Here is a 12,137-nt window from a genome sequence, read left to right as displayed (position 1 = left end):
GAGTGTCATGACTCCCAAAATCACCCGTTTTCTTGCCGAGCAGCAGCCGGCAACTCCTTGCCTCGTCGTTGATCTCGATGTTGTGGAAAACAACTATCGTGCTCTTCATGACGCGCTGCCGTCGGGCAAGATCTATTACGCCATCAAGGCCAATCCGGCCCCGGCTATTCTGAAGCGCTTGGTCGCACTTGGTTCCTCTTTCGACGCCGCCTCCCTGGAAGAGATCCGTATGTGCCTCGATGCAGGCGCAACGGCGGACCGCATTTCCTACGGCAATACGCTGAAGAAGGTCAGTGCGATCCGCGAGGCCCGTGCGATGGGCATTGATCTCTTCGTGCTGGACAGCATGGAAGAGCTTGAGAAAATCGCCGCTAATGCGCCCGGAGCCCGTGTCTTCTGCCGTCTGGCCGTTGAAAACGAAGGTGCTGACTGGCCTCTCTCACGTAAATTCGGCACGACAATCGCCCATGCTGGCGATCTCATGCGACGCGCGAAAAAGCTTGGCCTGCACCCTTACGGCCTTTCCTTTCATGTCGGCAGCCAGCAGACGGGCATCGCGGCCTATCAGCATGCTATCGCCAAAGCCGCAGCACTTTATCATGAGCTGCGCGCGGAGGGTCTCGATCTTCAGATGATCAATCTGGGCGGTGGCTTCCCAACGCATTATCGGGAAAACATTCCGTCCGTGCAGGAGTTCGGCACGGCCATCCGCGGTGCACTTGCCGAACATTTCCCGGATGGTGAGCCAGAAGTCCTACTTGAGCCGGGACGTTATATGGTGGGTCAGGCTGGCGTAGTCTCCAGCGAAGTCATTCTCGTCAGCCGCCGCGGTGGTGCCGAGAAAGATCCACGCTGGGTCTATCTGGATATTGGTCGTTTTGGTGGACTTGCAGAAACAGAAGGCGAAGCCATTCGCTACACGTTCCGCACCCCCCATGACGAAACGGACAGTTCGCGCTCCCCTTGCGTCGTAGCCGGACCAAGCTGCGATGGTGTGGATATTCTTTATGAGAAGAACCGCATTCCACTGCCCAACAGTCTGAAGTCGGGTGACCGGATCGAGATTCTGGCAACGGGAGCCTATGTCTCGACTTATTGCTCCGTTGGGTTCAACGGCTTTCCACCACTGAGTGAACATTACATCTGAAAGATTCCGCACCGAGAGATCTGGCTTTGCCAACTCTCGGGCCAATCTTGTGCCTGACTGGATCGTTATCCACCTTGAGGAAACCCCATCAGCAAGGACAGACCCATGAAACTCAGTGCACGTAATCAGCTCAAAGGCCGCATCACCAGTATTGTGAAAGGTGCAACCACCTCTCACATCACGATCGACGTGAATGGCACGATCATTACAAGCGCCATCACGAACGAAGCCGTTGATGAACTTGGTCTTGCCGTTGGTAAAGATGCCTATGCCGTGATCAAGGCCTCCAGCGTAATGGTCGGGGTAGACTGATCCCCTACTCCCTGAACATCGACCAGACCTGCCCCTGTCCCCAGAAAGCATTCAGAATTTCTTCCAGGGTCAGGTCAAAACCTATCCATGCAATCCAACTGAAACTCAGAATCCCAAGACTGAGAAGCAAAAGCGAAACCGCTGCTGTTTCGAACTCCCCGCGTGTGGAAGAAGTGTTTCTCATCTTCACACCTGCCAGCTTAATGTAACGTTCTTCCCGCCCATGACGGAGGAACATCACGTGGCCAGAGAACGCGCATGTCTGCGGGATGAATCTTCTTCCAGCGGGCCAGAGACGACAATGCACCTGCCCCAGCCGTTTTCCGCTCATGCCGTGGAAGCCAGTGGCCAATCCCAGCCATACAATCCGAAATCAGCGCAAGGGCTGTCACGACGTAGCCCTGCATGAGGCGCTCGGGAAACAGATCCGCCAAAAGAGCAAAAACTTCTTTCTGCCCTTCGTTCTGAACAGTCTGAATGCCTTGAAGAAAACGCTCTTCCATAGCGCTCAAGCCCTGCGATCCTGGCGGATTGATATCGAGAGGCGGTGCTCCCATCGCTTTCAGATGCTGACTGGCATCCTCGAACGCCCGCTCAGCCGCATCCAGCACAGGCCGAAACGACGCTGGGAACATGCCATCCGTCGTGCGCGTCTCATGGCAGTAAGGCAGTCGATAACGACTGACCAGGCACCGGATACTCCAGAGCGCCAGACGCTCACAGCAGCACAGGTCAGACAGGAAAAGTGGTGTCCGTGTCATGATCAATCTCCGAATCAGCAGAACCGGAGACACATTAGTTGAGAATGATTTGCAATATCAATCTAAAAATACAATCTGCCCTTCCCATTCCTCAGTAGAAAGGGCGCACATTCATCTCCGAAAAAAGAGCACAGCAGTGCCCGATGACGTTTGAGAAATCATCATCGGGCAGACACTCAATGCTGATGACCGCAGGAACCGTGATCGTGATGATGCCCATGGTTATGCGATTCATCACTGGCCCGAGGAGCCGTCTGACAATGATGGCAGGCAACCCATTCGGCATCCCCATCAAGGTAATGCTCTTTCTTCCAGACCGGAACGCGATGCTTGATCTCGTCAATAATGTACCGACAGGCCCGGAAAGCCGCATCCCGGTGCGGCGCAGATACACCGATCCAGACAGCCACATCCCCGATCCGAAGCGTTCCCGTGCGATGCATCGCCACAGCGTGGCTGATCTCGAAACGGGCCAGAGCTTCCTCGATGATCCGTTCGCCTTCCTTTACGGCCAGCGCGGCATAAGCCTCATATTCAAGACCATCCACAGCGCGGCCCTCATTGCTGTTCCGCACCCACCCCTCAAACGTGCAGAACCCTCCGGCTTCCGCCAGATGCAAGCCATCCCGCAACGCATTCAGATCGACTGGCGCATCCGCCATCAGAAAGCGCGTCATCCGCCCGTCACCGGGGGAATGAACACAACATGATCTCCGGTCTTCAAAGGCTGTGTCCAAGATGCAAAATCCCCGTTCAGAGCGACCCGGAGGCGAGAAGCCTCAAAGGGAAAGCCATATTTTTCCTTCAACTGCTCATAGAGCGGCCCGACAGTGCCAAAAGCGGTCTCTACCGTTTCGGTCTTCTGCCCCGCTAACTCTCTCATCTGAGCAAAATATTCCACTTCGAGGCGGATCATCTGGCCTCCCAGCCGTCGGGCCACGCTTTCGCGTTCCTCAGGGGTGTTAATGTTATCCAATGCCCCCTGCGTCTGCGGAGACAGAAGCAGGGTATCGCTATTGATCAGAAGTTTCCGCGGACAGTTCCGACCGCCCGCCACCTGTCGCGCCAAAGCCTCCAGAGCCGCAGGCTCCCAGATTGCACAGAGCGGCTCAGGCAAACCATCATGCTCACTGCGATAAGCCACCGCCGTATGCTGATGCTGACAAGCACCGATCAGGGTCTCCAGCGTGACACGATCCAGTAAGGGCAGGTCACAGGCCAACACCAGCCACGCAGACTCAGGATAAGCCTGATGAGCAGACAGAAGACCCGCAGCCGGACCATCCACATCGACCGCATCAACGATCTGAGGAAAACCCGCACGCAACGGCTCGTTTTTCTGTGCAGGCCGAACCGATACGAAACACCGCTCGACCATCGGGGATAATGCTTCAAAAGCATACCGAAGCTGCGGCTCCCCATGATAGGTCAGCGCAGCCTTGTCCTGCCCCATGCGGGAACTGACCCCGCCAGCCAGAACCAGCCCGTAAAGCGGTCTCATGCTTCGATCCGCTGGAAATCCCGTTTTCCTCCGGCCTTTCCCATCAGTCGAACATCCCGGATGACCATATCGTGCGAAAGGGCCTTGCACATGTCATAGATCGTCAGTGCAGCGACAGAGGCCCCGGTCAGGGCTTCCATCTCCACGCCGGTCTTTCCCTGGCAGGAGACGCGACAATCAATCACGGCTTCGTCCCCTTCCATTGTAATCTCAACGCGACATCCATTGAGAGACAGCGGGTGGCAAAGCGGGATCAACTGGGACGTCGCCTTCACGCCCATCACGCCCGCAATCTGCGCGACAGTCAGAACGGCGCCCTTCTTTGTCATGAACCCCGCATCGCTCAGGGTCTTAGCCACATCGGCCGGAAACAGAACACGCGCCTGCGCATGAGCCGTGCGCTCCGTCACGGTCTTGCCGCTGACATCCACCATCCGCGGATCTTCTCCACGCTCATTGACATGGGTAAGCGTTTTCATCTGTCCCGGCCTCCCGATCTAACCACCAATATAATTCATTTCGATCCGGCGTGACGCCGAATTGGTCTCACCTGCAACACGTTCTTCACTATATCTGTCCGTCCGCGCCCGCCACACGGACGCCAACCGCTCCCGGAGTGCCTCATCCCTAACATCGCTCCGCAAAAGACTGCGTAGATCCGTACCTTCAGAGGCAAACAGACACGTATAGATTTTCCCATCTGAAGACAGACGGGCACGGGAACAGTCCCCACAGAAGGGCGCCGTCACAGATGAAATAAATCCGATTTCGCCACCACCATCCTGATAACGGTAGCGACGGGCCACCTCCCCCTGATACTGGGCGCCCAGCGGCTTCAGAGGCCACACTTTATTCAATCGCGCGACAAGGTCACGGGAAGGAACAACTTCTTTCAGTTCCCAATGATTACGCGTTCCAACGTCCATATATTCGATGAAGCGCACGATAACGCCAGTGTGCCGAAATCGGGCAGCAAGATCCTCCACGCCCGTATCGTTCACACCGCGTTGCACAACAGTATTCACTTTCACGCCCCCCGGGAACGAAAGCGCATTTGCCTGTTCAATCGCAGCCAGCACCGGCTCAAGCTGCGCGCGCCCACCACTCATGCGGGAAAAAATCGCAGGGTCCAAACTATCGAGGCTGACTGTAACCCGCCCTAACCCTGCATTTTTGAGAGCGGCAGCATGACGATCCAGAAGAACGCCATTCGTCGTCAGGGCCACATCCTCAACCCCTGGAATCTCCACCAGACGACGGACCAGAGAGGGCAGATCAGGACGCAGCAGCGGCTCACCACCTGTCAGCCGCAACTTCGTCACGCCCAACAAAACCGCCGACTGAGCAACCCTAACGATTTCGTCGAAACTCAGCCTTTCCTTAGGCTCAAGAAAGCGAAAATGCTCATGATACGTTGCTTCCGGCATGCAGTACGGACACCGGAAATTACACCGGTCCATGACGGAGATCCGAAGATCATGCAACGGCCGCTGGAAACGATCCCGAACAGATGTCAAAGGCGTGCTACCAGCCATGAAAAACAGCGTGGGATCCAGCAGGAGCCAAGCCTGCGCCGGGCGCCAACTCTACAAAGCCATCAGTTGCAGCCAGAAAACTGAAATCGCCTGAAGTCGGCATCGGATGTGGCATCGCCATCGCGCGCCCGGACTCATCATGCGTTACCCGAACAGGCAGATACCGGGTCAATGTTGAGACGCGGGAGGCTTCTGCCGCCAGTTGTACGGAATATGTCTCAGGACGCACAACGCCCTGTCCCGCCAGAAGCATGGGAATGACATAGCGCGTCGCACAGCATGTCGCGGAAACCGGATTACCGGGCAGCCCGAAAACACGTTGACCTTCAGGGCCAACACCGAACCAGAGTGGCTTACCGGGGCGTTGCGCGACCTTATGAAAGACACGTTCTACCCCGAGCTTCATCAAGGCTTTCGGCACATGGTCGAACTGCCCCATGGAAACACCCCCGCTGAGGACAAGAACGTCGTGCCTGGCGAGTTGTTTTTCCAGTGCCAGAATCGTCCTGGCAAGATCATCAGGCACAACCGATCGTTCAAGACGGGTGAACCCTCGAGACACCAAAGCCCCTGTCAGAGCGTATTCGTTCGAACGCCGGATTTCCCAGTCTCGCACCGACGCATCGACATCAACCAGTTCGTCACCCGTTGCGATGATTCCGATGGAGGGAAGAGCGGCCACCTCAACAGTCGCATGTCCATTCCCGGCCAGAACGGCCAAGGCCGGCCCATTCAGCCGTACTCCTTGGGATAGCAGCTCATGCCCCGCCGCACAGTCAGAGCCTTTACGATGAATAAACTGGCCCTTCTGGGGAGTGTAGCCCTCTTCGAACTGAACCTGCTTTCCATTCCGAAGCAGACGCTCGACCGGAACAATAGTATCTGCCCCTTGAGGCAAAACCGCGCCTGTCATGACGTCAAGGCAGACAGCCCCTTCCGCAAGCCCCTGCCCCGGCACGCCAGCACGCTGAACACCCCGGCACTCAAGAACAGAACCCGTTCCATAGCGATAGGCAATACCATCCATCATGACACGATCATAAGGAGGCTGGGCACGCTCCGCACTGATGGTCTGCTGGAGAATACGGCCCGAGGCCTCAGCCAGAGGAACCTGTTCAGTCCCAAAGTGACCTGCATACCCCAGAACCAGATCCACCGCCTGTGCGACACTCAGGAGTTCGACCAATTTCTGCTCCACTGATTATCCCTGCCGATATAAACCTGCCGCGGGACGGATCAACTCCTGTTCATGACAGGCTATGTCATAATCGTATTTGGGATTAGTCTCTCGCGCTCGTAAAGGAAAGGATATTTCATGATGGGGCCGGACAGGCTTGCACCCCTTCCCCAATGGCCAGAATACGGCCTGACAGATGATCTCCTTCCCATACTGGAAACATGGCTTGCACAGGGCAAGCAGGCTGCTCTCGCCACACTCGTGTCCATTACCGGATCTTCACCCCGTCCCCTCGGCAGTGAAATGGCCATCTCCAGCAGCGGAGACGTTCAGGGATATGTTTCTGGGGGCTGTGTTGAAGCCGCAGTTGCGGCCGAAGCCCTGCAATGCCTGCAAGACCGTACTCCTCGCCTCTTGGATTATGGCGCAGGCAGTCCTGTTCTGGATATCCAACTCACCTGTGGAGGACGGATCAGCATTTTTGTGCGGCCAATTGCAAACTTGGCAATGCATGTCGAAGCCTTACGGAACGCCCGCACCAGCCGTCAGGCCATCGCCCTCGTAACGGACCTGCAAACAGGACTAATGCATTTCACGCACACCCCGCCCTTATCCGAAGAGGGAAAAATATTTGTGCGGCATTATTCTCCACCGCTGAGGATTGTCGTGGCAGGGGGAGATCCCGTTACGCTTGCACTTCTGAAACTGGCCCCACAGTTCAATATCGAAACTGTCCTACTCCGTCCGCTGGGACCCGCCGCCCCTCCCAGTATGGTCGATGCAGAGCATTATGATCGCAGACGCCTGACAGAGGCTCTCTCCGATCTCACCCTTGATCGCTGGACAGCCGTTTATACGCTGACCCACGACGCCCATACCGATCTGACCATTGCCACCAGGGCTCTGAACTCCGATGCCTTCTGCGTCGGTATTCTCGGAAGCCGCCGCAAAATAGCTGGCCGCCTCGCCACTCTCAAAGCTGCGGGCATTGCGACTGACACTCTTGAAAAACTTCACTTACCTGCTGGTATGGACATCAATGCTCGCAACCCGATGGAAATTGCCCTGTCCATTCTCTCTCAAGTCACAGCATATCGACCGTCGTGATGTCTCATAATGCCGTCCTTCTGGCCGCAGGCGGCAGCAGACGCCTGGGGCAACCAAAACAGCTGCTCCTGAAGCAGGGGATGCCGCTAGTACGGCATACCGCTAATCTGCTGCTACAGACCCGCCCCAATCGTCTGATCATTGTCACTGGCGGAAGCGCTGAGGCTGTTGAAACGACACTCACTGATCTACCTATAGACATCTGCCGCAATCCAGATTGGGAAACCGGCCTCGCCAGTTCCCTTCAAGTGGCAGCGCAAGCATTGCGAGGACACCCCGAGCCTATCTTGATCGCAGGAACAGATCAGCCGTGCCTGACGCTCGTACACCTGAAGCAACTGCTTGCGAATGACGCACGCAATAATATCGTCTCACAATATCGGCCAGGCGCATTGGGTATTCCTGTACGCCTGACGGCGGACACACTTGCAAAAGCATCAGAACTTCAGGGAGACAAGGGCTTTCGGGATCTCTGGAAGAACAATCTCCCTTTGAAAATAACTGCTCCAGAACTTCTGGACGATCTCGATACACCCGAGCAACTGACAGAAGCGATCAGAGCGGGCTGGATAGACCAACCTGCCTGATCGCAAGATCGCTCAACTCCGTGCGTAGACATCCTCGATACGAACGATATCGTCTTCCCCAAGATACGGGCCAGACTGCACCTCAATCAACGTCAACGGAATTTTTCCAGGATTTTCCAGACGGTGAACGCACCCAAGAGGCAAATAAACGCTCTCGTTTTCCCGTACCAGAACCAGATCATCATCACGGGTCACAAGCGCCGTGCCACCGACAACAACCCAATGCTCTGCCCGATGGAAATGTTTCTGAAGGGAAAGCTTCGCTCCGGACTCAACCACAATCCGTTTGACCTGAAAACGATCCGCCTGAATGAGACTTTCGTAGAAGCCCCAAGGACGATAACAGCGGTTATGGGAGGTCGCTTCCTTACGCCCGGCCTGCGTCAGACGGGACACCATGTGCTTGATGTCCTGTGCCCGGTCCCGATGTGAGACCATGACCGCATCCGGCGTAACAACCACGATCAGATTCTCGACACCCGTCACTGTAGCGACAATTCCGTCAGATCGAACGTAGCAGTTCTTCGCCCCGTCCAGAAAGACATCACCAATAGCCGCATTACCATCTGCGTCCTTGGTACTCAGATCCCAAAGCGCATCCCAGCTTCCAATGTCAGACCACCCAAAACTACCCGGCACAACAGCGGCAAGTTCTGTCCGTTCAGCAATCGCGTAATCAACCGAGATATCCGGCGCTGCAGCGAAGCTCTTTTCTTCAAGCCGCTCGAAATCCATGTCCGTATGACGGCTGCGTACTGCCTGACCAACGGTTTCATAAATGCGCGGCTCGTACCGCTCGGTCTCCTGGAGAAAGACACGGGCCTTCACAACAAACATACCAGAATTCCAGAGATACTTCTCGGAGCTGCAAAGCGTGAGAGCCTTCTCGGCATCTGGCTTCTCAACAAACCGGGAAACATCGTAGACCCCCCGGACAGTTTTCAGTTCATCACCGACTTCAATATAACCGTAACCGGTTTCGGGTCGCGTCGGCGTCATGCCAAATGTGACAATCCGCCCGCTCTCTGCTGCATCAATCGCTTTTACCAGTCCACCACGCAGCGCGTCTTCATCCGTAATCGCCGCATCGGCTGCCATGATCCAAAGGATCGCTTCCGGGTCCTGCTCCGCAACCATAAAGGCTGCCGCTGCAATAGCAGGTGCAGAGTTCCGCCCGACAGGCTCCAGAACGATCCGGCTTTTCTGGATTCCAGCATCCCGCAACTGCTCAGCCACGATAAAACGGTGTTCTGAATTACAGATAATAATCGGGTCTGAAAAACCAGCGCCCTGCCCCCGCAGCGCCGTTTCCTGAATGAGTGTCTTTTCATTCAAAAGCGGCCAGAACTGCTTGGGATAACTCTTGCGCGAAACAGGCCAGAGACGGCTTCCTGATCCACCTGACAGGATTACCGGGACGACATGCTGAACCATAGAGCAGATATTCTTTCAACCGCACGAAAGGATCCCACGGGAACGTCGAAACCATTTCCGGGTCTTGTGGTCACAAAGTATCGGTAGGATGTGCCAGCTTACACTTACGCAAGGCAAGTCGGATCTGTGCAGAAATACGAAGCGAAAAGAGCCGGGCAAACTCTGTCACATTCCGCGACATGCCCGGCCCCTCAAGTTAAAACCTCGCCAAAAGCAGGATCTTGTTACCCCTTAGACGATACGATGCACCCAACCATGCACATCGTTTGTCCGCCCCCCCTGAATATCAGTCAGAAGAGTTTTGAGCTTCATCGCAACAGGGCCTGGCGTCTTGCCATCACCGAAAACCGCTTCCCCTGAAGGACGGATCAGCTTGCCAATAGGCGACAGGACTGCGGCCGTCCCGCAGGCAAATGCCTCCGTATACTTTCCAGACGCAGCGCCAGCGAACAGTTCATCAATTTCCACTGGTTCCTGAAGAACTTCAATGCCGTGGTCCGAAGCAAGCTTGATCAGACTGTCCCGGGTAATGCCACGAAGAATAGTGCCGCCCAGCGGAGGCGTGACAATCTTGCCGTCATCTCGGACGAACATGACGTTCATGCCACCCATTTCCTCGACAAAGCGACGCTCACGGGCATCAAGGAACAGAACCTGATCGCAGCCCTTTTCCTTGGCTTCAGCCTGAGCCACCAGACTACCGGCATAATTACCACCGCACTTGGCTTCGCCCGTCCCACCAATCGCAGCACGCGTGTAGAATTCGGAGACCCAGACAGACACACACCCGGAACTGAAATACGCACCGACCGGACAGGCAATGACAATGAACAGATATTCCGTCGCGGGCTTCACACCGAGGAAGACTTCATTCGAAATCATGAATGGACGCAGGTAGAGGCTTTGCCCCTCGCCAGAGGGGACCCAATCCTGGTCCACACGAACCAGTTCATCCACGGCCTGAATGAACAGGTCTTCCGGCAGAACAGCCATGCCCATTCGTTTTGCGGATGCAGCAAAGCGCGATGCATTGGCCTGCGGACGGAAGGTCGCCACATGCCCATCAGCTTCCCGATAGGCTTTCATGCCCTCGAAGATTTCCTGACCATAATGCAGCACCGTAGAAGCCGGGTCGATACTAAGCGGGCGACGTGCCGTCACCTTGGCATCATGCCAGCCTTTTTCTTCAGTATAGCGAATGACCGCCATGTGATCGGTGAAGACACGACCGAAAGCAGGGCTGGCCAGCAGTTCCGCACGGCGAGCGGGATCGATGGGCGTATCGGTTTTTTCAATGGTAAAGGTCGTCATGGAAAAGAACTTCCGCAAGCTGGTCTGATAAACGTGCGGGCACTCTGCCACAGGAGTTCCGGAGTGGCGATAGGGAAATATTATTTCTGAAACGACGTATTTTTAGACACTAAATTCAGTCTCCAGATGTGAAAAAACCCCGGCCACAAAATGACCGGGGTTTCTCCGAAGCTTCGAAAAGCTGAAAATCAGCGCTTCGAGAACTGGAAGGAACGACGTGCCTTCGCACGGCCGTACTTCTTACGCTCGACAATACGGCTGTCACGCGTCAGGAAGCCAGCAGCCTTCAGAATGCCACGCAGGCTCGGCTCGTAATGCGTCAGTGCACGGGAGATACCGTGACGAACTGCACCAGCCTGACCGGACAGACCGCCACCAGCAACCGTGCAATACACGTCGAACTGGTTGTAACGATCAGCGATCAGGAACGGCTGCGTGAGGAGCATACGCAGAACCGGGCGGGCAAAATACGTCGTGACCGGACGGCCGTTGACGATGATGTCACCCTTGCCAGGCTTGATCCATACGCGGGCCACGGCGTCCTTACGACGACCGGTTGCGTAGGAACGGCCCTGTGCATCACGCTTTACTTCGTGAACCGGGGCGGCATTGGTGGCAACTGCAGGAGCAACGCTCGCAAGGTCCTGCAGCGTGCCGGTGCGCTCTTGGGTCTCGGACATGGTCAGGCCTTACGACTCGTGTGAGATGGTGTTCTTGCGGTTCAGGGCAGCCACGTCCAGCTTGACAGGCTTCTGGCCGTCATGCGGGTGCTCGGAACCAGCGTAAACATAAAGGTGCTTCATCTGAGCGCGCTGCAGCGGACCACGTGTGATCATGCGCTCGACAGCCTTCTCGACAACGTGACCCGGGTTCTTGCCCGTGAGACGCTGCGTGATGGTGCGCTCCTTGATGCCACCCGGATGACCCGTGTGGTAATGGAACAGCTTCTGGCCAACCTTGTTACCCGTCAGCACGACCTTTTCTGCATTGATGACAACAATGTTGTCACCGCAGTCGACGTGCGGGGTAAACTGTGGCTTGTGCTTGCCGCGGAGACGGGTAGCGATGATGGTGGCGAGACGGCCGAGAACGAGCCCTTCGGCGTCGATCAGCACCCAGTTCTTCGTCACCTCCGCCGGCTTCAGCGAACGTGTGGTCTTCATCAGTGACATTCCAGCTTGGGGCGCGGCAGAACCGCGCCGTGGATGGCGCTCCCAGCAGCGATGGCTTGTCCCGAAGGAAGACCATTGCCCCTGAAAGCGGAT

At 56.1% G+C, this 12,137-nt stretch carries 15 protein-coding genes; 4 read left to right on the top strand and 11 right to left on the bottom strand.

The features are described from left to right. Nucleotides 1–7 precede the first annotated feature (7 nt). Together J4P41_RS05140 and J4P41_RS05135 are read left to right on the top strand one after the other, a co-directional pair. Nucleotides 8–1,147: a type III PLP-dependent enzyme gene (locus J4P41_RS05140; protein ID WP_061932252.1), complete on the top strand. Its 1,140-nt coding sequence runs from the start codon at nucleotides 8–10 to the stop codon at nucleotides 1,145–1,147. A 105-nt stretch (nucleotides 1,148–1,252) separates the two neighbouring features. Continuing rightward, entirely contained in the window at nucleotides 1,253–1,459 is a 207-nt protein-coding gene (locus J4P41_RS05135) for a TOBE domain-containing protein (RefSeq protein ID WP_023943315.1), read from the top strand. Nucleotides 1,460–1,463: 4 nt separating this feature from the next. Here the strand turns inward: J4P41_RS05135 and J4P41_RS05130 are convergent, their stop codons facing one another. From J4P41_RS05130 to J4P41_RS05100, 7 genes are all read right to left on the bottom strand, one after another. Beyond that, the gene (locus tag J4P41_RS05130) at nucleotides 1,464–1,643 is read right to left on the bottom strand and encodes a hypothetical protein (RefSeq protein WP_282858754.1); all 180 of its coding nucleotides are present in this window, start codon (nucleotides 1,641–1,643) and stop codon (nucleotides 1,464–1,466) included. A 16-nt stretch (nucleotides 1,644–1,659) separates the two neighbouring features. Continuing rightward, nucleotides 1,660–2,220: a hypothetical protein gene (locus tag J4P41_RS05125; protein ID WP_010502278.1), complete on the bottom strand. Its 561-nt coding sequence runs from the start codon at nucleotides 2,218–2,220 to the stop codon at nucleotides 1,660–1,662. A gap of 176 nt (nucleotides 2,221–2,396) precedes the next feature. After that, entirely contained in the window at nucleotides 2,397–2,897 is a 501-nt protein-coding gene (locus J4P41_RS05120; RefSeq protein WP_426066333.1) for a molybdenum cofactor biosynthesis protein MoaE, read from the bottom strand. Continuing rightward, nucleotides 2,894–3,721: a MoaD family protein gene (locus J4P41_RS05115; protein WP_426066332.1), complete on the bottom strand. Its 828-nt coding sequence runs from the start codon at nucleotides 3,719–3,721 to the stop codon at nucleotides 2,894–2,896. Before J4P41_RS05115 ends, J4P41_RS05120 begins: the two co-directional genes overlap by 4 nt. Beyond that, nucleotides 3,718–4,200: a cyclic pyranopterin monophosphate synthase MoaC gene (gene moaC / locus J4P41_RS05110; protein WP_010502284.1), complete on the bottom strand. Its 483-nt coding sequence runs from the start codon at nucleotides 4,198–4,200 to the stop codon at nucleotides 3,718–3,720. Before moaC ends, J4P41_RS05115 begins: the two co-directional genes overlap by 4 nt. 18 nt (nucleotides 4,201–4,218) lie before the next feature. Next, complete coding sequence (moaA, locus tag J4P41_RS05105) at nucleotides 4,219–5,256, bottom strand: GTP 3',8-cyclase MoaA (protein ID WP_426066331.1); 1,038 nt, start codon at nucleotides 5,254–5,256, stop codon at nucleotides 4,219–4,221. After that, complete coding sequence (locus tag J4P41_RS05100) at nucleotides 5,246–6,454, bottom strand: molybdopterin molybdotransferase MoeA (protein WP_426066330.1); 1,209 nt, start codon at nucleotides 6,452–6,454, stop codon at nucleotides 5,246–5,248. The genes moaA and J4P41_RS05100 overlap by 11 nt, the downstream gene beginning before the upstream one ends. A gap of 117 nt (nucleotides 6,455–6,571) precedes the next feature. Here J4P41_RS05100 and J4P41_RS05095 point away from each other — a divergent pair, with 117 nt between their 5' ends. Both J4P41_RS05095 and J4P41_RS05090 read left to right on the top strand, forming a co-directional pair. Further along, nucleotides 6,572–7,540 (top strand): XdhC family protein, encoded by a 969-nt coding sequence (locus tag J4P41_RS05095; protein ID WP_426066329.1) that lies wholly within the window; start codon nucleotides 6,572–6,574, stop codon nucleotides 7,538–7,540. Further along, complete coding sequence (locus J4P41_RS05090) at nucleotides 7,540–8,127, top strand: nucleotidyltransferase family protein (protein WP_426066448.1); 588 nt, start codon at nucleotides 7,540–7,542, stop codon at nucleotides 8,125–8,127. The genes J4P41_RS05095 and J4P41_RS05090 overlap by 1 nt, the downstream gene beginning before the upstream one ends. 12 nt (nucleotides 8,128–8,139) lie before the next feature. On the opposite strand, the gene J4P41_RS05085 is transcribed toward J4P41_RS05090, so the two are convergent. The 4 genes from J4P41_RS05085 to rplM form a co-directional block, all read right to left on the bottom strand. Next, nucleotides 8,140–9,561 (bottom strand): mannose-1-phosphate guanylyltransferase/mannose-6-phosphate isomerase, encoded by a 1,422-nt coding sequence (locus tag J4P41_RS05085; RefSeq protein WP_426066328.1) that lies wholly within the window; start codon nucleotides 9,559–9,561, stop codon nucleotides 8,140–8,142. Between the two features lie 231 nt (nucleotides 9,562–9,792). Then, on the bottom strand, nucleotides 9,793–10,872 hold the full coding sequence (locus J4P41_RS05080) for a branched-chain amino acid aminotransferase (protein WP_426066327.1): 1,080 nt from the start codon (nucleotides 10,870–10,872) through the stop codon (nucleotides 9,793–9,795). A 188-nt stretch (nucleotides 10,873–11,060) separates the two neighbouring features. Next, the gene (rpsI, locus tag J4P41_RS05075) at nucleotides 11,061–11,552 is read right to left on the bottom strand and encodes a 30S ribosomal protein S9 (protein ID WP_010502298.1); all 492 of its coding nucleotides are present in this window, start codon (nucleotides 11,550–11,552) and stop codon (nucleotides 11,061–11,063) included. 9 nt (nucleotides 11,553–11,561) lie between these two features. Then, a complete protein-coding gene (gene rplM / locus J4P41_RS05070; protein WP_010502300.1) occupies nucleotides 11,562–12,035 on the bottom strand; it encodes a 50S ribosomal protein L13 in 474 nt (157 codons plus the stop codon). Nucleotides 12,036–12,137: the final 102 nt, after the last annotated feature.

It is taken from the genome of Gluconobacter sp. NFX36 (assembly GCF_049887835.1).
Classification (GTDB): Bacteria; Pseudomonadota; Alphaproteobacteria; order Acetobacterales; family Acetobacteraceae; genus Gluconobacter; species Gluconobacter japonicus_A.
This window is presented reverse-complemented; position numbering and strand designations above follow the sequence as displayed.

Coding starts and splice junctions, on each gene's coding strand:
- J4P41_RS05140 (WP_061932252.1), top strand. CDS start 8: ATGACTCCCAAAATCACCCGTTTTCTTGCCGAGCAGCAGCCGGCAACT.
- J4P41_RS05135 (WP_023943315.1), top strand. CDS start 1,253: ATGAAACTCAGTGCACGTAATCAGCTCAAAGGCCGCATCACCAGTATT.
- J4P41_RS05130 (WP_282858754.1), bottom strand. CDS start 1,643: ATGAGAAACACTTCTTCCACACGCGGGGAGTTCGAAACAGCAGCGGTT.
- J4P41_RS05125 (WP_010502278.1), bottom strand. CDS start 2,220: ATGACACGGACACCACTTTTCCTGTCTGACCTGTGCTGCTGTGAGCGT.
- J4P41_RS05120 (WP_426066333.1), bottom strand. CDS start 2,897: ATGACGCGCTTTCTGATGGCGGATGCGCCAGTCGATCTGAATGCGTTG.
- J4P41_RS05115 (WP_426066332.1), bottom strand. CDS start 3,721: ATGAGACCGCTTTACGGGCTGGTTCTGGCTGGCGGGGTCAGTTCCCGC.
- moaC (WP_010502284.1), bottom strand. CDS start 4,200: ATGAAAACGCTTACCCATGTCAATGAGCGTGGAGAAGATCCGCGGATG.
- moaA (WP_426066331.1), bottom strand. CDS start 5,256: ATGGCTGGTAGCACGCCTTTGACATCTGTTCGGGATCGTTTCCAGCGG.
- J4P41_RS05095 (WP_426066329.1), top strand. CDS start 6,572: ATGATGGGGCCGGACAGGCTTGCACCCCTTCCCCAATGGCCAGAATAC.
- J4P41_RS05090 (WP_426066448.1), top strand. CDS start 7,540: ATGTCTCATAATGCCGTCCTTCTGGCCGCAGGCGGCAGCAGACGCCTG.
- J4P41_RS05085 (WP_426066328.1), bottom strand. CDS start 9,561: ATGGTTCAGCATGTCGTCCCGGTAATCCTGTCAGGTGGATCAGGAAGC.
- J4P41_RS05080 (WP_426066327.1), bottom strand. CDS start 10,872: ATGACGACCTTTACCATTGAAAAAACCGATACGCCCATCGATCCCGCT.
- rpsI (WP_010502298.1), bottom strand. CDS start 11,552: ATGTCCGAGACCCAAGAGCGCACCGGCACGCTGCAGGACCTTGCGAGC.
- rplM (WP_010502300.1), bottom strand. CDS start 12,035: ATGAAGACCACACGTTCGCTGAAGCCGGCGGAGGTGACGAAGAACTGG.